We start from the raw sequence: 21,687 nt of genomic DNA, 5'->3' as shown, positions 1-21,687 counted from the left end.
ATACAAAAAACATATTTATTGTATAATCGAGAAAATACTATAAAGGAATAAAAAATGAAAATTATTAATAGTATAATAACAAATACCAATAATGTAATGTATGGTTATTTATTATTGGCGGTATTCTTTGTTATTTCTGTTTTCTTTACTATAAGATTGAAGGGAATACAAATTTCGCATTCTATACATGCATTAAAACTTCTATTTTCTAAACATGAAAAAGGAGATGGCGTTTCAGGATTTGTAAGTTTTTGTATAAGTACAGCTTCAAGAGTTGGTACAGGAAACATTACAGGAGTTATGGGGGCTGTTTCAGCAGGCGGACCTGGTGCTTTATTTTGGATGTGGATAATGGCTCTTTTAGGCGGAAGTTTAGCTTTTTCAGAAAGTACATTAGCACAGCTTTATAAAGAAAAAGATTCTCAAGGAAAGTTTATAGGAGGAGCTTCCTTCTATATAAAAAGCAGATTAAAAAAACCAATACTAGCAATATTATTTGCTTTATGTATGATATTCACATATACAACTTTTAATGGAGTTCAGGCCAATACAATATCAAATGCTTTATCAAAATATAATGTATCTGTTTATATCACAGCCATAATTTTAACAATCATCACAGGAATAATATTATTCAGTAAAAAGAGAGATACTATAACTCATGCATGTGTATTTATAGTACCTGTTATGGCAATACCTTATATATTGATAGGACTTTTTATATTTTTCAGCAATTTGCCTTCAGTACCTTTGGCATTTCAAAATATATTTGTGCAGGCATTCAAACCTAGTGCAGTTTTTGGCGGTGCTGTAGGAATTACAATTTCAAACGGATTAAAAAGAGGCTTATTCTCAAATGAGGCTGGTATGGGAGGTGCTCCTCATGCTGCTGCTGCTGCTCATACTTCTCACCCTTGCAAACAGGGTTTAATACAGATGTTCTCAGTATTTACTGATACTATATTAATATGTTCTATTTCTGGATTCATACTTCTATTATCTCCAGAAGCTATGAATGAAGTTAAAAATATGGAAGGTATTAATTTATTCCAATATGCTATGGAATCACATTTGGGAAGTTTTGGTTCTATATTTATTACAGTATGTATACTATTCTTCTCTTACAGTTCTATATTAGGAAATTTCTTCTATATAAAAACTGGTGCTGCTGCTGTAAAAGATAATTTTATAGCCTATATAATAGTAGGACTTATGACTATAGTAATGGTGTTTGCCGGATCATTGGCTGAGTTCAAAACTATATGGGGAGCAGGCGATATGTTTATGGGATTTATGGCTTTATTAAACATCATAGTTATGGTAATACTTAATAAGCCTGTGTACTTGCTTACTAAACATTATGTAAGTCAATTAAAAGAACATAAAGAGCCTACATTCCATAAAAACCTTATAGAAGAATTAAAAACAGATGATGCTATCACTCAATGGGATGATAAAAACAATTAAACAAAATTAATCTAATAAAAATGACAAGGGCTTACACTTGATTAAAAGTGAAGCCCTTTATTTTATCAAAACTTAAATAATAAAAAGTATTATATAATAACACTTCTGAAACTAGTATATCAATAATATTACTCTTCCTCTATACTATTAGGATCAATATCACTAAAATTTAAAATAGGCAAATCTATAGGAGGAAGTTTAGCCATAACTGAAATTTGAGCAGCTATAGGTCTTAAATAAGAATAAAGTATAGATATTAAATTTATAAATAATTTTTATCTATTCCATTTTTAAAAGAAAAAATACCAGCTAAACGAAACTGCATAATTCCTAAATCTATTTTATTTTTGTTGTCATCTTCCTGAAAAAGTTTTAATTGAATACCTAAATTAAACTGTATTGTATTATTATCATCTAATATACTATAAGAGGCATTGAATCCCAAACCAATACCTATAGTTTCCATGTTAATTGGATTATCTTTTTGTATAAAATTTAATTGAGTGAGTTTTACAGATTTAACAGACACTGAGGATTTTTTAGGCTGCTGTAGCTCCATTTATTTCTCCTAATTCATTAATATACATAATATTAGAATTCTCTATATCATTATAAATATCAAAATTTGGTATATAATTATCAAATTTATTAGTTTCTAATAATTTATATTTAACAATTTCTATCTTTTTATAATTATAATTAATTTCATTAAATATAAACGAATCTGTAATATCTCTTATATTTTCTTTCTTTAAAAGATCTTCAAAATCTTTTATATCCTTATACCAATCATAAAAATACTGACATTGTATTGTTTTATATATTTTAAATTTATTATGTACTTCATAAGAAATTTTATTTATAATTTTTCTTATATTTAAATCTCTTTTTATAAAAATATAAATTACATAGTAGTCTTCTTTATCAACTATTTTCAATTCACCTAAACCATTCTCTTTTAATTTATTTACATAATGATTTATAGCATCGTATTCATCTTGTATAAACATCATAATATCTCCATATTTAAAATGTATTTAAAATTTCGTAAATTTCATTAAATATTCTTCTAGCGTTATCAAAATCTGTGTCATTGCATAAATTACCAGAATATTCATAATATTCTCTTAATTCAGCAAGTTTTTCGCCTTGTATTAAATCGCTATGAAAATTTCCATTATTAGTATTTGCTATCCTATGCCAAATACTAAATATATGTTTGTCCTCATTTGTTTTATGATGAAAATTTTTTTTATCATCAGTACATATTAAATTGTTTATTAAATAATTTTTGGCTATTAGATAAACTCCATAATACCATCTTGATATTATTATATGTCTTAAATCATAAGAAGTTATATTAATATCAACTGTATCTGGAATAAATTTATTATCTAAATAATCAGCCACAACTATATTTACTTCGCCTCTTCTTTTCATAAAAAGATACCCTATAATAGTGATAATCGGCAAAACAATATATACAAATATAAAAAATATAAGTACATATAAGTTATAGTATATATATATTGATAAAATTGTCAAGGAACTAAAAGAGTACTTTTATGCAAAAAAGTATTAATTAAAGTATAAACAATAAAAACCCCAAGCATTATATAATAACGCTTGGGGAAAAACTATGATTAGAATATATTAATTAAAAGTTGACATCATTTCCATAGTAAGCTGCTTCTAATACTTTTTTCATATTAGAAACGTCAGTCTCTCTTGGGTTAGAGCCTGTACAAGGATCAGCAACGGCATTTTTAGCTATATCATCACATTTTTCTTTGAAGTGATCTTCAGTTACGCCGTTATCTTTATAAGTTTGTTTAATTCCTAATTTACTATTCAATTCTTTAACTTTATTTACTAAAGAAGCTGTAAGCTCTTCATTAGTATTTCCAGAAAGTTTAAGCATTCTAGCTATATCAGCAAATCTGTCAGCACAAACTTTTGAATTATATTGAATAACATAAGGAAGAAGTATAGCATTGCATCTTCCATGAGTAATATGGAATTCAGCACCTGTTTTATGAGCCAAACTATGTACTATACCAAGTAAAGCATTTGAGAAAGCCATACCAGCTAAACATTGAGCAACATGAAGTTTTGCTCTGCCTTCTTTATCACCTTTCACTGCTTTTTCTATATTATGAACAATCATATCAATTGCTTTCATAGCTAAAGCATCTGTTATATCAGTTCTAAGTCCTGCAACATAAGCCTCTATAGAGTGAGTAAGTGCATCCATACCAGTATCAGCAGAAACTGTTTCAGGCATTGTCATAGGTATTGAATAATCAAGTATAGCAATGTCCGGAGTAATCTCAAAATCTGCTAATGGATATTTGATGTTAGTAGAGTAATCAGTTATAACTGAGAAAGCAGTAACCTCTGAAGCTGTACCGCTTGTAGAAGGTATAGCTGCAAATATTGCTTTCTTTCTAAGTTTAGGCATAGTGAAAGGAGTTTTAATATCATCGAATTTTTTCTCAGGATATTCATAGAACACCCACATAGCCTTAGCAGCATCAAGAGCAGAACCTCCGCCCAATGCAACTATTACATCAGGATTAAATTCTCTCATAGCTTCAGCACCTCTGTAAACTGTTTCTATAGAAGGATCTGGTTCAACTCCGTCAAATATTTTAACTTCCAAACCAGTATCTTTTAATATTTTTTCGCATTTATCAAGGAAGCCTCCTCTTTTCATAGAAGAACCACCTGTAACAATTATAGCTTTTTTGTAACCTTTTAAGTTCTTTAATTCCTCCATAGCATTATCGCCGTAGTATAAATCTCTTGGAATTGTAAATCTTGACATTATTTAATCTCCTGCAATATCTCTTTATTGTTCTTTATTATAACATTTATAGAATTTTTGTCAATTATATTATCATAAATTATTTAAATTTTATGATAAAAAAGTATAATAAAAGATTATTCTATCTCATAACTTATATTTACATTCACTTTTCTACTTATTTTCTGTATATATACGAACAATAAAGATATAATCATTTTATTAAGCATCATAGTTTTTAAGTTCATGTATAACTGAAGATACAAAGTATAATCACTAATATGTTTTCTAAATTGCAATTAATGTCATAATACCACAATTATAAACTGAATACTAGAAGTTGAATCACATAAGCTATTATCAAACATGATATATATAATAGTTTTTAGTTTTATTATTTTTAAAATATTTCAACTGTGTTATAAGAATGAATAAAGTATATAGGCTTACTTTACTATTATTAATAAATTTGATTTATATGAAGTTTCTAACTAAATCTCTCACTGCATTACAAAAAGAATAATATAAATGAATTTTTATTTGTAAGCATATTCACAGACTAATATATTAATATTACAACATTTATAATAAATCTATCCAGTATTTTTTATAGTAAAATTATTGCATTTTTTCTATTCTATAAAACTATTATAACAACTATACATAATTAAAGAATATATAAATATTTCAAACTATATATTTATATAATACATTAACATTAATTTAAATCTAAGTATTTAGAAACAAGCATATATTTATAACATTTCATTAGTACATATATTGTAAGTCATAACAACAAAATTACTGCAACTGAATTATATTTAAAGTAGTATTAACAAGTAATAAATTTATCGTAAAATAATAATTATATAGAAAAGACAAATGATAAAAATTATGATTTTAAAAATTTAAATAATACATTATAAAGAATTATAAAAAATGTACAGAAGATAAAATATATGCTTTTCATGAAGTAATAGAATGCTATATAGATATATTAAATATAAAATAATTTTATATATTATTCTCTGCTAAAATTCTGATATATAAATTTGAATGGTATATAAATCTTACCATTCTCAGCATAATCATCCCATAAACCCTGTGGAGGTGGTTTTAATTTCTTAGCATACTCAATAGCCTTTGAGCATGAATTATCCAAACTAGTTTGACCATTTATAGATGTTTTCAAGAATTTTTCAAACTCTATATTTCCTTCCTCATCTATAGAAAGCAGTACCTCAACTTCATCTGTCCTTATAAGCCCTAAATAATGAGCCTGATTAGGAATAGTAAGATACCAAGAATCTCTTATAGAGCCAACTAATGCATAGAAATACCAAAAATATTCCTGAGCCTTAGTACCAAGCTGCATGCTTCCTGTTTCACTTGAAAAAACAACTGCTCTGTCAGCACCTTCCTCAAATGAGGCTGGTATTTTAGTATCACCTTTTATTCCCGGATTTTTAGGTTTATAAGTTTCTACTTTATCTCTTGATATTTCGTTCCCTAATTCTTTTTTTTCTTTAGGCTGAATTTGATTATTATTAGGCTTTATATTTTCAGTAGGTCTTCTTTCTATTATGGGACTATTCGCTCCATCTCCTAAGAAAGAAAAAACAGAAGTATCAGAAAATACTTTTGAAGGCTTAACATCTGTTTGACCTTTCGATCTCAATGTTTTATCAGATGCAAAAGGAGTATCTTCTTTACTTTCTTCCTCCTCTACTTCAGGAGTTTCCACCAAAAACATATAATTATCTTTTTTATATCTTTCTTCTGCTTCTTTTTTAGCTTTCTCATAAGCAAAAACTTCCTGCATTATAGAAGTATTTATAAAGCTGAATAAAAATATATGTAGTATAAAAGATACTATAACAGAAAATAGTATATCTTTTCTTTTTATTAATTTCTTTTTTATATTAGAAATCTTTTCTTTTATATCCATAAGATTAATTTTATATTTAATTAATATATTTTACAAGTTTTAAAACATATTAAAAGCTTTAAAATAAAATATTATTTTTAAAATTATTAGATGCTAAATATCGTAATTGATAAGAATTTATTTAAATTTAAAAAATGTTTCACATGAAACATTTTATTTATTGAAGTATTAATTATTAATATAGACTATTTAGCTTTTAGATATAATTTTATTAATTAAATAAATTTTATTAAGCCCGCCCTCCCACCCCAAATATAACGCACGATTTATTTAATTTAAATTTAAGGCAAATATATAAAAAGCAGATTCAATATATTATTAACTTACTAACCGTGCGATAAAATATTTTACATGAAGCTTTTTATTCTATAATAATATAGCCATTTAAAAAATTAATATAATAATGAGGAAATATCTAATAAACAAAATATACTATTCAAAAATTGGCTAATTATAGCTGATTGTTATAATAGTACATTTTTTTGGCGGGAAAAAGAACAAAAGTTTTGTAATGATTTTAATAAAAACTAATAAAGTTATATTTGAATATATTAGTTTTGAAACAAGTCTAATATTTTTAAGTTTCACGTGAAAACATTAGTATTTTAATGACTTATTTAAGATAGTAGAAAAATATTAAATAATTTTAGTATTTATCAAAACTCATAACTTTACAAATATATATTGTATACATTTAATAGCCATTGAATATACTAGTTTAAAAATGTTTCATGTGAAACATTTTTGATCCATGATTATTGTATTAATGAAAAGTTTAATATATAATAAAAATAAATCTAATACTGGAGAATCACTATTAAAAAGAATAATAAAGAAATCATCAATAATAATGATTTTAAAACCGATGAAGAATTTATAGAAGAAATAACAAGTAATGATAATAATAAAAATGCTGTTGAAAATGGCGTTATATATGTAGTTGCTACTCCTATAGGAAATATGGAAGATATAACTATAAGAGCTTTGAAAATTCTTAGAAATGTAGATTTTATATTGGCTGAAGATACTAGAGTGGCTTTGAAACTTCTAAACTTTTATAATATTAAAAATAAACTATTTTCTTATCATAGCCATTCATCTGAATATAGAATCAATGAATATATAAATGAAATATTAGATGGAAACTCCGCTGCTATAGTAAGTGATGCAGGCACACCTTGTATAAGCGACCCCGGTGTAAGCATTATAAAATTAGCAATAGAGAAAAATATAAAAATAGTACCTGTAGGCGGAATATCTGCATTTACTTCACTACTCTCTGTTTCTGGAATTTCAGGAAATACTTTGTTCGTGGGATTTCTTTCTAATAAATCTGGTAAGAGAAGAAATCAATTAAAAGACTTGTATAATAATCAAAAAACAATAATAGTAATATATGAATCTGTATACAGAGTAAAAGAATGCATAGAAGATATTGTTAACATATTTGGAGAAAAAACGGATATTGTTATCGGAAGAGAAATAACTAAACAGTTCGAGCAAATAATAAGATCAGAGGCTAAAAATATCCTTGATTTTTTTACAGATGGTAGTATACTAACTAAAGGTGAATTTTGTATTATAATTGATAATAGAAAATCTAAAGTATGCGGGGCTAATGCCGAAAATAATTCATGTAAGGAGTCAGACTATGACAATTGATAAAATAGGCGGCACATCAAATATACAACAGAAATCTAACATTAAATATAATGAAAAAGTTTCTAAAATGGGTTCAGATAGAATAGAAATTTCTAATGAATCAAGATTAGCTTTGCAAAATGAAAAATTAGTAAACATTATCAAAGAAGCTCCTGATGTAAGAGAAGAAAAGATAGCCGAAGCTAAAAAAAGATTAGAATTATATATGCAAGATGGTGCCCTAAGAGAAGAGGTTCTAAACTCTTTGGCTAACTCTATAATAGATTCTATGCCTATAGAATAATAAGACTCTTTTATAATTTAATTATTTCAAAATTCTAATCTTAAAAATAGTAAGAATAAAAAACTTACTATTTTTAAAAACTAGTTATCATAAGCAAGTAATTATATACATAATCAATTCTTAGAAAACTTATTAACCAATTCTACCCTATTTTTCACGCCGGACTTTTCATATATATTAGCCACATGATTATTTACCGTATTAAGCGATATACTTAATATTAATGATACTTCCTTATTAGTTTTACCGTCAAGAAGATATGATAATATTTCTTTTTCTCTTCTAGTTAAATTTATTTCTATTTCTTTTGAGGATTCATTTTCTGTTTTAATATCATCTTTTATAGTCTTTTCATTTTTCATATTATTGGAATTAGCCATTTTATTATTAACTATATTAATGAAATACCATGATAAATAACCAAGCATAACTAAATTCCACCATATATAAAATAATACCAATGTTATATCCATAGAACCTATATCAGCTGCTTCTACTCTATAAATTATAAGCTGATATATAAGAACCGGATATATTATTATAGTTATAAGTCCTAATATCTTCACTATCAACTTCATAGTTTTATCTTCTATATTTTTATAGTTCACAGCCCCTATTATAAATATTACTATTATAGAAATATAGAAAATAATACTGCTTATTATATACATATCAAATTTTATCAATATTCCCAATATGCCTAAAATAAAATGAATTATAGATATTGTAATATAGGCTATATTTTGTTTAAAAGTCCACTTTATATTAAGAAATCTATATAAAAATGCTGGTATAAAATAAAGCATCAATGACATTGCTATAGAGAAGCTAAAGAAATATAAAGTATTAAAAATATTATTGGACATAAAATACGGGACTGTTAAGAAACTTAAAAGTTTTATAGCCCTTATTAAAAGAAGAAAAGCAAATGTAAATAAAAATATTATATAATATTTAAGCCATGCAACTCTCTCTATTATATAATAGATAATAGAAAAAAGTATTGTAGAAAAACCTATTATAAAAGCAAATAAATAGGCAATTAAAAGAATATATCCTAATACATAATTCATAACTTATTCTTAGCTGGAAATATTATATTAATCCTTTGTTCGTTTTTTAAAGATTCAAGCCATATATTACCATAATGTTCTCTTATTATCCTATAGGCTGTATATAAATATAGATTGTTAAAATTGAAATTATCATAAGATATTAAAGGCGTTTTAAATAGCATTCTTTTTATATCATCAGGTATATTATCGCATTCAAAAGTTATAGATATATCTATACATTCCTCATTTAAATCAAGTATCTTCTCATCTTTCTCACTTATATTATCAACGCCGTTCATTAATAAAAACTCTTTATCTTCACCATAATTTATCAAACTATAAGATATATTCATAGATGTATTTACTTTTATTAAACTATATATAAAAGAAAATATATTAAGAATACTTCTCTTTATTTTATCCCTGTCCATTAAAACTATGCATTCTGTTAGTATTTTATCATCCAGCTTTATTTTAGTCCTTTTAGATTTAAATAAATCAAATACGCTGTCTAAAGCTTCATTTATAATAACTGATATATTTTCAAAATTCATATTAAGTTTAAAAGAGTCAGAATTTATATCATTAAAGTCGCTTAAAGATTCCATAGTTCTATTTATTAGAAAAGATTGTCTTACTATTGTGGCTCTTGATTCACTGCAGTAATTATTGGCACATCTTTCTAAGTCTATATATTTAGTTATTATACTATTGTAATTTTGTACATCATAAATTATGTTTGAAATTAAATCTTTTAACTTACTATTAATATAAAAATTCTGTTTCATAGTACTATCCAGAATAAACATAATATTTTAGATTATTATAACATATAATTATTAAAAATGCTAATTATAGAATATGAATTCAAAATTTGAATTCATAATCAAAATTCATATACTAAATTTTATATTGAAATTTATACAGTATTTTTTATTCAAATTTATCAACATTATCAACAAGTTATTAACATTACTAAAATAATTGAATTCATTATATTTTATATATTAAAATTCAAATTTTGAAGTATCTTTTAAATTTGTATTATATAATAATATTATATATTTAAATTTTTAAATAAATTTTTTATTATTATTAAGCTGTTGATATGTTGATAACTTTTTGCATATAAGAAGAAATTAAAAAAATGGTATAAATATGATGTTGATAACTATGTTGATATTAACGAATATAGAAATATTCAAAAATAATAAATTTTACTTTGAAATTCAAATTTTTCATAAAATATGAATTTGTTTGCAATGTTAATATTTTTTCATCATTTATTAACATCTTATCAACTAATTTTATTTTAACTCCCCTACTCTTCTGTATGATAGTAAAATTTTTCCAAAAGACTATTAAATATATATGCTTATACTATAGATCAATTTAGTTTATACTAAAAATTTTTAAGTTTGTCATTTTTTAGTCAACTTTTTCCCGCCGCAAAAAGTTGCAAAAAGTGCAAGTATAAAATTATTACTAAATAATACTAAAATTGTCTTACAAGTAAAATAATTTATTACATTTAAGTTCAAATATAGCCTTTCCGTACGATATTGCAAATCATTATGGATAGCCAACTATATATGCGGCTGATTACTTATTATTGTACAAGTATATAGCTTTATATTATTTATAAGTTATAATTTTTATCATATAGAATTATTTTAAAAACAATGCTTTAAAACATAATGTTTATGCCGTTAATAATGGTGATCAAAATAATTTGTAAATACCTTTGAAATTGTACTTGCAGAAGTTATAATCTTTGATATACTTTATATCTAAAAAATATTTTTAATTTTTACGGAGAGCATATGCTTAAAAAAATTATCTCAAATATCCTAAAAGAAGCTTTAAAAGAATATTTAAAAGATACTGATGTAAAAGATATAGAATCTTATATAGAAATAGGATATGCAGTAGATGATAAGTTCGGCGATTATGCTTGTCCTGTTGCTATGAGGCTTGCTAAAGTTTTAAAGAAAAACCCGCTTGAAATAGCAAACTCTATAACAGAGAAAATAGATAAAAAATATTTTGACAAGATAGAAGTTGCAAAACCCGGATTCATCAATTTAACATTATCATATAATTATATAAATGAATGTATAAATGATCTTATAAGCAATGATGATTATGGTAAAAACACAGTTGAAGATAAAAAGAAAATATTAGTAGAATATGTTAGTGCGAATCCTACAGGACCTCTTCATATAGGGCATGGAAGATGGGCTGCTATTGGAAGTGCATTATCTAATATACTTAAATATGCAGGGCATGAAGTTTATCAAGAGTTTTATGTTAATGATGCAGGAGAACAGATAACTAAATTAAACGAAAGCGTTAAGGCTGTTAAAGAAGGCAGAGAGATTCCTGAAGATGGTTATCATGGCGAATATATAAAAGATGTTGCCAAACAAGACGGAGTACCTAAAGATATTATACTAGAAAGTCAGAAAAAACTATTAGAAAGATTCGGCACTCATATGGACAATTATGCTTCCGAATTAAAGATACGTGAGGGCGGAGAGTTAGAAAAAACTATGGACTTTCTTGATAAGGAAGGACTTTTATTTGAAGAGGATAATGCTGTTTGGTTTAAAAGTACTAAATACGGCGATGATAAAGACAGAGTTGTCAAAAAAAGCAATGGTACATATACCTACTTCGCTCCGGACATTACATATCATAAAAATAAAATCGACAGGGGATATCATTATTTAATAGATATATTAGGTGCTGATCATCATGGTTATGTACCTAGAATCACTGCTGCTGTTAGGGCTGTTAGTAAAGATACAGCTTCTTTGAAGGTTATACTTGGTCAGTTAGTTCGTCTTTATAGGGGAAATGAACTTGTAAGAATGAGCAAAAGAACTGGGGATATGATTAGTCTTGAAGATGTTATTGATGAAATAGGCGTTGATCCTACAAGATACTTCTTACTTATGCGTTCATATTCTAGTTCATTAGATTTTGATTTAGAGCTTGCTAAGAAAAAAGACAATGATAATCCTGTTTATTATGTTCAATATGCTTATGCTAGAATTTGTAATATATTCTTCAAGCTGGAAGAAAAAAATATGTCTTATGATGATAATAAGGCTTTTGATATTTCAAAAATTGCTAATGAAAGTTCTTTAAAACTAGCTAAAATAATATTAAGATTCCCTGATGAAATATATGAGGCTGCTAAATCTTTAGAAGTTTATACTCTAATTAATTATACTTATGAGATAGCTGGTGCATTGCATAGATTCTATTATGATAATATTGTACTAGAAGAAAATGCAGAGATAAGGCAGGAAAGACTAACTCTTATTAAAGCGGTTAAAAAAATACTTGGTTTATGCTTCGACATAATAGGAATATCTAAAGTAGAGAGAATGTGGTCTGAAGAATAATTTTAATTTAAAATTATTTTTCCTAACGCACGGTTAGTAAAACTATTATTTATAGTTTAAATTATAATTCTAAATTTTATTCTACGTGCGTGTATATTCGCTTTAAATATAAAAAATACCTGGGTGGGCAGCTAATAAATTCTAATTAGATTATTAAGATAAATTAAAGTTAATATTAATAATAGAACTATAAGTATAAAGGGCGGGCAAATGTAATTAAGTTTTAAAACTTTATTATCACTACCCCACCCTTTATGCTTTTTAATTTTTTAAGTTATTTTTATGATATTTTTCTTTAAAAACTTTTTCAGTCATTATAACACCCACCCAAGTTTTATTTAAATTTATTGTTTATATACCGCACGATTAATGCTATTATAATTGTTATTTGATTTATGATTAAAGTAAAATTAAATGTTACAGTCTTTACACCGTGCGTTTATTATAATATTTTTTAATAAATAAAAGTAAATAATTTTATACAATTCCTTGATTTTTTAACTAAAATATTATAGCCTATTATTATGAATAAAATATAGGGGTGATCGCTATGGGTAAAAAACTTCCTCTAATCATTTTAAGCAGTACAATAATCACAGTATCAGCAGCTTTAATAGTATTAAAAAGAAGAAACGGCAAAGGCGAATTTTTTATCAAAAGTTATGACGGAAAATTTGCTTTGATATTTAATAATGAATGGAAATTATCTAAAGTAAAAAATGAGCTGAATGAGAATTCTAATTTAGAAGCTATAAATAATAAAAACGGTGTATGTTTTATAATGTTCTCTAAATCTAAAGAAGACTTAAATAATATTAGTTTAGAAGAATATAATACAAATATTCTGCATAGCATAAATGGAGAAAATATTATATATTCTAATAAAATTAAAGTTAATAACAAAGAAATGTATATAACAGAATTTGATTCATATTATGAAAATACATTAGTTCATTATCTTTTATATACATTGGAAACAGAGAATTATTATCATCAAGTTATGGTTGCTTTAATAAAAAATGATAATAAAAAACAATTTAAACAGATTAATAATATTTTATCTACAATAAGAGAGTTATAATATAAACTTTAAATGAAAAAGATAATATTAATTTTTTTCCTAAGTATTTATACAATAGCTGTAGCCGAACAGAAAATATTTGTATCTACCAAATTAAAAGGTAATGATTTAAGAAAAGAGATTCTTAAATGGGTAAAAAATGAAGCCAGAAATAATAAATTCAGCAGCTATGATAATGGACTTGTTTATTTATTCTTTGTATCTAATAATGTAATAAATAATAATTCATTATGCTTTGATATAAATTTTCATTTGGAATATGATAAATTTATCGTTAACTTTTCTAATACTAAACTTATAAATAATAGTACCGGAGATACTAAAGATTTAAAATTCAGCACTTGGGATACTCTTACCAATAGCGGCTGGTTCAAAGAATATAATGAAATAATATCAAATATTATAGATGAACTAGAAAGTATAGTAAGCTGATTAAATATCTATACCTAAAAACTGCTTAACTAAAAGCCCTATTAAAAAACTTATTCCTGCAACTGTTAAACTAATTCCAGCCATCTCAATAAATCTTTTTTTGAAAGGTAAACTCTTAGCAACAGATATATAATAAGTGAAGAAAAATATTATTAATACAACTATACAAAGCATAGTAATTAAAGCATATAGATAATGATTGCTTGGAAAAATAAGATAAGGCAATATTAAGAGTGTTACAGTTATTAAATACATTATCCCTGTGTATGAACATGATTTAAAAGCATTTTTATCACCTTCGGCTTTAGCAGATAAATATTCAGAAGAAGCCATAGATAATGTAGCTGATATTCCTGTTATGATTCCTGATAATGCAACTAATTTATTATTTTGTAATGCGAAACTTAAACCTGCCAATGTACCGCTTATCTCAACTAAAGCATCACTCAATCCCAAAACCATAGAACCTGCATATTTAAGCCTGTCTTCATCCAATATGGATATAAGTTTGTTTTCATGCTCATCTTCATCAAAAGCTATCTTTTTGGCATCAGGAACTTCGGACACTATTTTTGAGTATATATTCTCTGCGTTCTTCTCCCCTCCTTCCATTATCTTTATTACAAATGTATATCCTAATATAAAACTCAATATAAAATATTTTAATACTTTTAATCTTTGAGGCTTTAATTTTTTATTTGTGTATTTTTCTAATATTTTTGAATGAGCATATTCTTCTTTTGCAATGTTTTCCAATACTTTTCTATCATCTTCTTTTTTTACAAACTTAACAAGATTTAAATAAACAGCATGTTCAGTAACCTCATTTTGCTGCATTTCTAATAAAAGTTTCATAGTGCTTTTAGAAATATTATTATCCATTTTCATTTCCAATAAAATATTTTATTATTATATTATAATATATAATAAAAATATAGTATATAGTAATAAATTAATTTTTAATATAAATCTTATTTTTATAAAAGTAAACTAATAATGCAGCGAATATTGTAAGCAGCATTCCTATTACAGAATAAATATCTACTCTTTCTTTAAATAAAAATACACTGAAAATATATGAGAATATTACACCAGTATAATTATATATGCTTACAGCAGAAACAGGGGCTTTTTTATATGCTATAGTTAAAAAGAATTGTCCAAATCCTGCAAATATTCCTATAAGCAAAAGTAATAACACTTCAAACAAATTAGGTACTACAAAACTTTTCACAAAGAATAATGAGAATATACATGAAAATAAAGAAAAATAAAATATTATTAATGAGTTGCTTTCTTTTCCTTTTAGAGAGCCTATTATAGCATAAGAAATACCTGCAAACATAGCAGCAGATAAAGCGATAACAGCTGGAAAAACATTTGAGTTCATAGTAGGCTTTATTATAAATATAGATCCTATTGCAGCAATAATCATTCCAAGCCATTGCATTTTTAAAACCTTTTCTTTGATCAAAATAAAAGCAAAAAAACTAGACCAGAAAGGGGAGGTTTTTTGAAGTACTGAAGCATCAGCAAGCACCATATTATTAGTAGCATAAAAATAGCATATAATACCTAAATATCCTGAAACACTTCTGCATACTATTGATAAAATATTGCTTTTATTTGGAAAAGGTCTTTCTTTATCTTTAATCATAACAAAGGCACTTATAAATAATGTTATAAAGTTACGGGCAAAAACCTGTTCCATTACTGGTATATTAGAGCCTGAAATTTTTACCGCTATTTCCATTATACTAAATGAAAGTGCAGAAAATATTATAAATAAAGAACCTAATTTTATATTATTATTTGAATCGTTAATCATAGCATTTAATATTATATTAAAATAGTCTAAAAATCAATGATTATATATCAGTAGTTTTATGAGATTTTTTTTTCAAAGCTAAATTAAATATAAAAGGGTAGGGTAGTTGAATAAGATTTTAAAATTTAATTACATATGCCCGCCCCCAATACTTTTAAACATCAATCTGCAATTTTAATTTTTAATTTTTTATTACTTAATTAGAATTTATAGCACCCGCCCAAGATTTATTTATTTTTTGATTAACTTACCGCACGCATAGTTGTATTTTTGATTATATAAAAATTAAAAAATAATAGTGTAGTTAATAATATAAATTCTGCTTACCGTGCGTTGTATTAATTTGAAATTGGCATAAAACTATATAAAATAACAGTATTTATTCTTTTAATAACTCTAATTTATATTATTAATATGACTCTATTTTTTATTTAATAAATTTTGTAAATTTACGATACTCTAATATAAGAATCATATACTTTGAAGACGTAATTAATTATGAATGAGAATATTTTAGTAGTAGAGCATAGAGCAGACCTTTTGGATAGGTTTGTCGATATATTAAGAGAAAGACATTATAATCCTATAGCAACTAAATCCAGAGCACAGGCAGTTAATATTTCCAATGAAAGTACATTAGATTTGATACTTTTGGATGCTGATATTGGGGACTCTCAAGGTTTACAGCTTCTTGATACTTTCAAAAATCAGGAATCAACCAAAGGAACTCCTGTAATTCTTTTAAGTACTCCTTATAGAAAAATGGAATTTATAGAGGAAGCTATAAATTTGGGAATTGATGGGCTTATATTTATACCTTTTGATGAGATGGAGCTTGTTGTAAGGGTTAATAGCTGTTTAAAGTATAGAAAATTATATGTAGAACATCAGAAGCTAATTAAACAGGCAGATTATCTTCAGAATTCTTTAGCTGATATGACAGAAGTTTCTAATAGAAATTATCAGTCGTATAAAGATGCACAGAAAAAATATGATGATATATTGAATGTAGATTTGGAAACAGGTCTTTGGAATAAAAAAGAGTTTTATGAACAGTTTTCAAGGCTTCTTTATGAAACAGTAAGGCATGAAGAAACCATAGTGCTTGCATGCTTTTCTATAGACGGACTTGATAGTATTATAAGCGAGTATGGAATAATTGCAGCCGAAGAAATAATGCTTAAATTCACAGAGGTTCTTAGAAGGACAACTAGAAGGGAAGACATTTTAGCTAGATTTGATAATAATGAGTTTATGGTTGCCTTCAATAGAATGAATATAAGATTATATGATAAAAAGTTAGAAGAGATAAGAAGCTTTGTTGATAAGAATGAACTTGAATATAACGGTATTATAATTAAGTATACAATATCAGCCGGAATATCGTATACAGCATATAAAAAGAATTATCATATAGAAGGTATGGAGAAAGAAATAGCACCTGTATTATTAGCTCTTCATAATGCTAAAAGACGTGGATTTGCTAGTTTATTTGTACATCCTACTTTGATAAAGAAATAATATTTAAAGGCATTATATGATAATCAATCTCGATAAAAATAATTCTGAAAGTATAGAGTATGCAGCTAATGAGGTTATAAAAGTTATTAATGGTGGCGGAATAGTTGTATCCCCAACAGATACGGTTTATGGAATGCTTGCCGATGCTTTCAATACTGATGCTATAAATAGAATATATACTATAAAAGATAGAGAGAAGAATAAGCCTCTTTTAATATTATCAAAAGATTTAGAAAGCGTAAAAAAATTTTCTAATAAAGAAGTTCCTGATATAATAAAAAAGAATATACCTGGAGAATTAACTTTCATTGTTCCTCTTTTAGAAGAGTTAAAAAATAGATTCACATATTTAAAAGACACTGTAGCCTTAAGAATACCGAATGATAAATATATGCAGCTTATATTAAAAGGCACTAATCCTTTGGTAGCTCCTTCAGCTAATCCGAGCGGTTACGGTGTTATACTTGATGGCAATGAATTAGCAGAGCTTTACAAAGACAAAGCCGATTTAATAGTTAATGCCGGAGTATTAGAAAATAAAATGCCTTCCACACTTTATGACTGCTTAGAAAATAAAGTACTTCGTCAGGGCTCTGTTCATTTGGATATATGATTCAATATATATAAATTAAGTCTAGCATTTTTTAATTATCAATTTTCTTATAAACCACATCAATATTTATTTTAATCTAATAACGATAGTTGAAAATAATAAAATATGTTATATCATAATTTAATAAAATATAAATGGAAATAAATATTATGAGAAATTTTGATTTTTGGCATTCAACATATAAAATAGTATCTAAAGGATTTGTATGTTGGAATTGTGAAAATAATGTTGCTTCTGAAAGGGGGATTTCATCTGATAACGGACATTCTTCTGTTTTAATATGTCCATATTGTAATGCTCCAAATATAATACTTCCTAATGGATATAATTTAGTAAAACCGCTTTATGGTAGAGATATAAAAAAATTACCAGCAGGTATAAAAAATATTTATGATGAAGCTAGAAAAAGCATGCAAGTAGAAGCATATACAGGTGCTGTTATGCTTTTAAGAAAAATTTTAATGAATATATCTGTGGATAATGGAGCTGAAAATGGAGAAACTTTTAAATATTATATTAATTTTTTATATAACGAAAATCTTATACATAAAAAGCAAAAATCACTAATAGATAAAATTCGTATTGTTGGAAATGAAGCCAATCACCAAATAGAATCTATTACAAAAGAAACAGCGGAGAATGTTTTTAAATTGACAGAACATTTATTGTTAAATAATTATGAATTTACAGATGATGATATTTAACTATCAATTTTCTTATAAACCTCATCAATACTGCTTTGAATCTAAATAGTCATCATTAAATTTTTTGTTTTAATTTACGCACGGTGAATGCCTCTTATATAATAAATTTAAATCATAATTGTAAATTAAACTATATTATAAATTTTGTTCTGCGTGCGGGGTATAGTATAAATATTTTAAATGAAGTTAGGGGAGGGTGGGCGGGCAGAGTAAATTTTTAAAATAAAAAAGGCTTACTATTATAATATAACAGCAAGCCTAATAAAAATATATATAACTTTTAATTAGCAGCAGAATCGTTTTTTATACCTGTTAGAGATTCTTCTATGGTTGTATCTGAAGATGTTCCTTCTTCTCCTATAACAGATTTTGCAAGATTCTTTATTTTATCGCTGGCAGATGAAGTGGCTAATGTTTTTATAGCTTCATACATATTTCCTGTAGGTGCTGATTCTTTATATAAATTAAGTATTTCCATAGTGATCGCTTCTGAATTATCATTTTTAAGTCTGTAAATTAGAAGCTCTTCTATTTCAGGTTCAGATTTATAATTTGATAAAGCCTTAATAGCATAAATACGTACAGAATCACTATCATTTTTAGCAGCCTCTATTACATCCTTTTTTACATCTCCATAAGCACTATACTCTGGGAGTACATAAATAACCCTTGCTGTAATTTCAGGTAAATCTTCAGCAAGAAGTTTTTGAAGTATCTCATAGTTTTCAGCACTAGGATAAGCACCCAATGCAACAACACCCATATATCTAACTAAAGCAGGTTCTCCAGCATTTTGAGCCGCATTCTGACAAATCTTTTCACCTTTAGTGTTTTTAGTTATACTGAAATATCTTAATATCTCAACTTTAGTACTTGATCCAACAGTATTATTTGTATATATCTCTAATAAATAATCTGCCGCCATCTCTGATTTTATAGCACCCAAAGCATTTACCATACTGTCTAATACAAGCCCTGAAGCATTTGTAATTTCTGACATTATAGGAACTTCATATTGAATGTCAGGATAAATAGAACATAGATAATAAGCATCTTTTCTTACACTGTCATTTTCATCTTTAATGGCATATTCTATTATAGATTTTGCATTATCATTTTTATTTTGTTTAAAGAAATTGATAATCTCGCTTTTTACTCTGTTATTTTTTTCTTCAGGATAATGACTTGCAAGCATTGCAATATCAGCTTCATTTTTTGTTCTTTTTATTTTGGCAATAGTGGCTATTTTTTGAGTAGGAGTTCCAAATTTAAAAGCCTTTTCATATTCAGCATTGATAAGTCCGGATGATTCTGTAGTTGAAGTATTTGTTGAAACAGTAGGAGCTGTAGGAGCTTCATTAGTAGGACTTTCTGGAAAGGCTTTAAAATTAATTAGAATAGTTAATAATAAAGTGCAAACAATAATATTTCTCATAAAATAAAAATTTTCCTTAAAGTTTATAATAAAACCTCCCTTAAAATATAAATAATAAAGGAGGTTTGTTTTTTGCTATTTTATAATACAATCAATTTCCCTGATATGTACTTTCGCTTCTTACATCCAAATTAGAAATGTAAGTATTATATTTTACTAAGTCTTGATCATTGGCTATTATAACAAACTCATATCTTCTAAGTTCATTTTGAGTAGGATATTCAGGAAGAGCTTCACCAAGGGGACTTTCTATAACTCTTTCAGAAGGTATTCCTTTAGCCAATAAGTATGCCTTACCGTTTTTAGCTCTTACAACAGAAAGATTATAATTATAAGGATAAGCCTTTCCTCTGTTGCTAGTATGAGCTTCCAAAACTATATTCACATTAGGGTTCTTTTCTAAAAACTCTACAACCTGATTGAATGACATTTCAACATATGGAGGCATATTAGTTTCTACGAATTTGAATATTACCTTTGGAGTAGTTTCTAATATTCTTCCTCTTTCAGTATCTCTTATAGAAGTATCCATAGGAAGATAAAGCTCTTCAGAACCAGATGCCAATGTTTCTGTGTCTGATTGTGTATTTGTGTCAGCTACTACTTCTTCAGGCTTAGGTTTTTCTTCTTCTACAGCTTGAGGCTCATCTGCTATTACTACATCTTCAGGTGTTGTATTTGTAGGCGTACTTTTACATGCTATGACAAAGATCAATAAACTAAAAATCAATAAAACTTTTTTCATTATTTGCTTAAACCTCGACATTAATTTGTTTCTTTATTAATGTCGACAGTTTTAGCAAAATCGTTATACTTTTTCAAATCATCTTCAGTCATTATTATTATAAATTCGCTTCTTCTATTTTCTTTTAGAGTAGGATATTCAGGCAAAGCCTCTCCGAAAGCATTTTTTAATAATTTGCTGTTTTCTACACCTAATTTTATTATATAGTTGAAGCTTTTATCAGATCTTCTTTGAGATAGAGTATAATTATAAGGAGCAGGACCTTCTTTACTAGAATTTCCTTCTACCATTATTCTTACACCAGGATTATTATTTATTATTTGATAAACTAAATTATAAGCCTCTTTATAAGTTCCTATTTCTATAGTGTTATCAAAACCAAATTTTACATCATAAGTAGAACCAGGCTTACCAACATCAGCTTTAGATTTAGGATCATGAAGTACTAATACTTTTCCTCTTGGAGTTTCTCTTACGCTAGCTCCATCAGGAAGGTTAAGGCCTTTAGCATTTTGATTATTTGCTTCAGTTGTTTTGAATCCGCTATTATCTTCTGGACCAGTAGCAACAGGGGCACTTTTACATGCAGCTGCTAGGATAACTACTGACATAAGTAAAAATATTTTTTTCATAATTATATTTCCTTGAATATCATATTTGTATACTATTACATTAAAAAATAATTAACATAATA

The 21,687-nt window shown here is 26.2% G+C and carries 21 protein-coding genes; 9 read left to right on the top strand and 12 right to left on the bottom strand.

The features are described from left to right. Positions 1-54 precede the first annotated feature (54 nt). Positions 55-1,467, top strand: a complete 1,413-nt coding sequence (locus tag BINT_RS00105; protein WP_014486511.1) for an alanine/glycine:cation symporter family protein — start codon at positions 55-57, stop codon at positions 1,465-1,467. 262 nt (positions 1,468-1,729) lie between these two features. On the opposite strand, the gene BINT_RS00100 is transcribed toward BINT_RS00105, so the two are convergent. The 5 genes from BINT_RS00100 to BINT_RS00080 all read right to left on the bottom strand — a co-directional run bounded on the left by BINT_RS00100 (position 1,730) and on the right by BINT_RS00080 (position 6,221). Next, positions 1,730-2,026, bottom strand: coding sequence for a hypothetical protein (locus BINT_RS00100; protein ID WP_041177114.1), 297 nt, complete (start codon positions 2,024-2,026; stop codon positions 1,730-1,732). After that, a complete protein-coding gene (locus tag BINT_RS00095; RefSeq protein ID WP_014486509.1) occupies positions 2,007-2,480 on the bottom strand; it encodes a hypothetical protein in 474 nt (157 codons plus the stop codon). Before BINT_RS00095 ends, BINT_RS00100 begins: the two co-directional genes overlap by 20 nt. A gap of 13 nt (positions 2,481-2,493) precedes the next feature. Beyond that, positions 2,494-2,907: a hypothetical protein gene (locus BINT_RS00090; protein ID WP_014486508.1), complete on the bottom strand. Its 414-nt coding sequence runs from the start codon at positions 2,905-2,907 to the stop codon at positions 2,494-2,496. A 217-nt stretch (positions 2,908-3,124) separates the two neighbouring features. Continuing rightward, positions 3,125-4,294: an iron-containing alcohol dehydrogenase gene (locus tag BINT_RS00085; RefSeq protein WP_014486507.1), complete on the bottom strand. Its 1,170-nt coding sequence runs from the start codon at positions 4,292-4,294 to the stop codon at positions 3,125-3,127. 1,000 nt (positions 4,295-5,294) lie between these two features. Further along, positions 5,295-6,221, bottom strand: a complete 927-nt coding sequence (locus BINT_RS00080) for a hypothetical protein (RefSeq protein ID WP_014486506.1) — start codon at positions 6,219-6,221, stop codon at positions 5,295-5,297. A gap of 876 nt (positions 6,222-7,097) precedes the next feature. Here BINT_RS00080 and rsmI point away from each other — a divergent pair. Beyond that, a complete protein-coding gene (rsmI, locus tag BINT_RS00075; RefSeq protein WP_041177113.1) occupies positions 7,098-7,883 on the top strand; it encodes a 16S rRNA (cytidine(1402)-2'-O)-methyltransferase in 786 nt (261 codons plus the stop codon). After that, entirely contained in the window at positions 7,873-8,166 is a 294-nt protein-coding gene (locus tag BINT_RS00070) for a flagellar biosynthesis anti-sigma factor FlgM (protein ID WP_014486503.1), read from the top strand. The genes rsmI and BINT_RS00070 overlap by 11 nt, the downstream gene beginning before the upstream one ends. A gap of 113 nt (positions 8,167-8,279) precedes the next feature. Here the strand turns inward: BINT_RS00070 and BINT_RS00065 are convergent, their stop codons facing one another. Next, positions 8,280-9,239, bottom strand: coding sequence for a helix-turn-helix domain-containing protein (locus BINT_RS00065; RefSeq protein WP_014486502.1), 960 nt, complete (start codon positions 9,237-9,239; stop codon positions 8,280-8,282). Beyond that, positions 9,236-10,009, bottom strand: coding sequence for an ATP-binding protein (locus BINT_RS00060; protein ID WP_014486501.1), 774 nt, complete (start codon positions 10,007-10,009; stop codon positions 9,236-9,238). Before BINT_RS00060 ends, BINT_RS00065 begins: the two co-directional genes overlap by 4 nt. Before the next feature lie 1,035 nt (positions 10,010-11,044). Between BINT_RS00060 and BINT_RS00055 the strand changes: the two genes are divergently transcribed. From BINT_RS00055 to BINT_RS00045, 3 genes are all read left to right on the top strand, one after another. Then, positions 11,045-12,634, top strand: coding sequence for an arginine--tRNA ligase (locus BINT_RS00055; RefSeq protein WP_014486500.1), 1,590 nt, complete (start codon positions 11,045-11,047; stop codon positions 12,632-12,634). Between the two features lie 550 nt (positions 12,635-13,184). Next, on the top strand, positions 13,185-13,715 hold the full coding sequence (locus tag BINT_RS00050) for a hypothetical protein (protein ID WP_014486499.1): 531 nt from the start codon (positions 13,185-13,187) through the stop codon (positions 13,713-13,715). 12 nt (positions 13,716-13,727) lie between these two features. Then, positions 13,728-14,147, top strand: a complete 420-nt coding sequence (locus BINT_RS00045) for a hypothetical protein (RefSeq protein WP_014486498.1) — start codon at positions 13,728-13,730, stop codon at positions 14,145-14,147. On the opposite strand, the gene BINT_RS00040 is transcribed toward BINT_RS00045, so the two are convergent. Together BINT_RS00040 and BINT_RS00035 are read right to left on the bottom strand one after the other, a co-directional pair. After that, a complete protein-coding gene (locus tag BINT_RS00040) occupies positions 14,148-15,029 on the bottom strand; it encodes a VIT1/CCC1 transporter family protein (RefSeq protein WP_041177112.1) in 882 nt (293 codons plus the stop codon). Between the two features lie 70 nt (positions 15,030-15,099). Beyond that, entirely contained in the window at positions 15,100-15,975 is an 876-nt protein-coding gene (locus tag BINT_RS00035; protein ID WP_014486496.1) for a DMT family transporter, read from the bottom strand. A gap of 498 nt (positions 15,976-16,473) precedes the next feature. On the opposite strand from BINT_RS00035, the gene BINT_RS00030 reads away from it, so the two are divergent. The 3 genes from BINT_RS00030 (at position 16,474) to BINT_RS00020 (ending at position 18,813) form a co-directional block, all read left to right on the top strand. Then, entirely contained in the window at positions 16,474-17,496 is a 1,023-nt protein-coding gene (locus tag BINT_RS00030) for a GGDEF domain-containing response regulator (RefSeq protein WP_014486495.1), read from the top strand. Between the two features lie 16 nt (positions 17,497-17,512). Further along, positions 17,513-18,109 (top strand): L-threonylcarbamoyladenylate synthase, encoded by a 597-nt coding sequence (locus BINT_RS00025; protein WP_014486494.1) that lies wholly within the window; start codon positions 17,513-17,515, stop codon positions 18,107-18,109. Between the two features lie 149 nt (positions 18,110-18,258). Further along, positions 18,259-18,813: a DUF4145 domain-containing protein gene (locus BINT_RS00020; RefSeq protein ID WP_041177111.1), complete on the top strand. Its 555-nt coding sequence runs from the start codon at positions 18,259-18,261 to the stop codon at positions 18,811-18,813. Between the two features lie 280 nt (positions 18,814-19,093). Here BINT_RS00020 and BINT_RS00015 read toward each other — a convergent pair whose 3' ends face one another. The 3 genes from BINT_RS00015 to BINT_RS00005 all read right to left on the bottom strand — a co-directional run bounded on the left by BINT_RS00015 (position 19,094) and on the right by BINT_RS00005 (position 21,625). Next, a complete protein-coding gene (locus BINT_RS00015; protein WP_014486492.1) occupies positions 19,094-20,248 on the bottom strand; it encodes a HEAT repeat domain-containing protein in 1,155 nt (384 codons plus the stop codon). A gap of 91 nt (positions 20,249-20,339) precedes the next feature. Beyond that, positions 20,340-20,993 (bottom strand): OmpA family protein, encoded by a 654-nt coding sequence (locus tag BINT_RS00010; RefSeq protein ID WP_014486491.1) that lies wholly within the window; start codon positions 20,991-20,993, stop codon positions 20,340-20,342. Between the two features lie 20 nt (positions 20,994-21,013). Next, entirely contained in the window at positions 21,014-21,625 is a 612-nt protein-coding gene (locus tag BINT_RS00005) for an OmpA family protein (RefSeq protein ID WP_014486490.1), read from the bottom strand. Between the last annotated feature and the right edge of the window lie 62 nt (positions 21,626-21,687).

Origin of the sequence: Brachyspira intermedia PWS/A (assembly GCF_000223215.1) — a bacterium.
Taxonomy (GTDB): Bacteria; Spirochaetota; Brachyspiria; order Brachyspirales; family Brachyspiraceae; genus Brachyspira; species Brachyspira intermedia.
Note: the sequence above shows the minus strand (reverse complement) of the source record. Positions and strands in the feature narration are given on the sequence as shown.

Bases quoted from the DNA above. Each gene is read 5' to 3' on its own strand.
- BINT_RS00105 (WP_014486511.1), top strand. From the start codon at position 55: ATGAAAATTATTAATAGTATAATAACAAATACCAATAATGTAATGTAT.
- BINT_RS00100 (WP_041177114.1), bottom strand. From the start codon at position 2,026: ATGGAGCTACAGCAGCCTAAAAAATCCTCAGTGTCTGTTAAATCTGTA.
- BINT_RS00095 (WP_014486509.1), bottom strand. From the start codon at position 2,480: ATGATGTTTATACAAGATGAATACGATGCTATAAATCATTATGTAAAT.
- BINT_RS00090 (WP_014486508.1), bottom strand. From the start codon at position 2,907: ATGAAAAGAAGAGGCGAAGTAAATATAGTTGTGGCTGATTATTTAGAT.
- BINT_RS00085 (WP_014486507.1), bottom strand. From the start codon at position 4,294: ATGTCAAGATTTACAATTCCAAGAGATTTATACTACGGCGATAATGCT.
- BINT_RS00080 (WP_014486506.1), bottom strand. From the start codon at position 6,221: ATGGATATAAAAGAAAAGATTTCTAATATAAAAAAGAAATTAATAAAA.
- BINT_RS00070 (WP_014486503.1), top strand. From the start codon at position 7,873: ATGACAATTGATAAAATAGGCGGCACATCAAATATACAACAGAAATCT.
- BINT_RS00065 (WP_014486502.1), bottom strand. From the start codon at position 9,239: ATGAATTATGTATTAGGATATATTCTTTTAATTGCCTATTTATTTGCT.
- BINT_RS00060 (WP_014486501.1), bottom strand. From the start codon at position 10,009: ATGAAACAGAATTTTTATATTAATAGTAAGTTAAAAGATTTAATTTCA.
- BINT_RS00055 (WP_014486500.1), top strand. From the start codon at position 11,045: ATGCTTAAAAAAATTATCTCAAATATCCTAAAAGAAGCTTTAAAAGAA.
- BINT_RS00050 (WP_014486499.1), top strand. From the start codon at position 13,185: ATGGGTAAAAAACTTCCTCTAATCATTTTAAGCAGTACAATAATCACA.
- BINT_RS00045 (WP_014486498.1), top strand. From the start codon at position 13,728: ATGAAAAAGATAATATTAATTTTTTTCCTAAGTATTTATACAATAGCT.
- BINT_RS00040 (WP_041177112.1), bottom strand. From the start codon at position 15,029: ATGGATAATAATATTTCTAAAAGCACTATGAAACTTTTATTAGAAATG.
- BINT_RS00035 (WP_014486496.1), bottom strand. From the start codon at position 15,975: ATGATTAACGATTCAAATAATAATATAAAATTAGGTTCTTTATTTATA.
- BINT_RS00030 (WP_014486495.1), top strand. From the start codon at position 16,474: ATGAATGAGAATATTTTAGTAGTAGAGCATAGAGCAGACCTTTTGGAT.
- BINT_RS00025 (WP_014486494.1), top strand. From the start codon at position 17,513: ATGATAATCAATCTCGATAAAAATAATTCTGAAAGTATAGAGTATGCA.
- BINT_RS00020 (WP_041177111.1), top strand. From the start codon at position 18,259: ATGAGAAATTTTGATTTTTGGCATTCAACATATAAAATAGTATCTAAA.
- BINT_RS00015 (WP_014486492.1), bottom strand. From the start codon at position 20,248: ATGAGAAATATTATTGTTTGCACTTTATTATTAACTATTCTAATTAAT.
- BINT_RS00010 (WP_014486491.1), bottom strand. From the start codon at position 20,993: ATGAAAAAAGTTTTATTGATTTTTAGTTTATTGATCTTTGTCATAGCA.
- BINT_RS00005 (WP_014486490.1), bottom strand. From the start codon at position 21,625: ATGAAAAAAATATTTTTACTTATGTCAGTAGTTATCCTAGCAGCTGCA.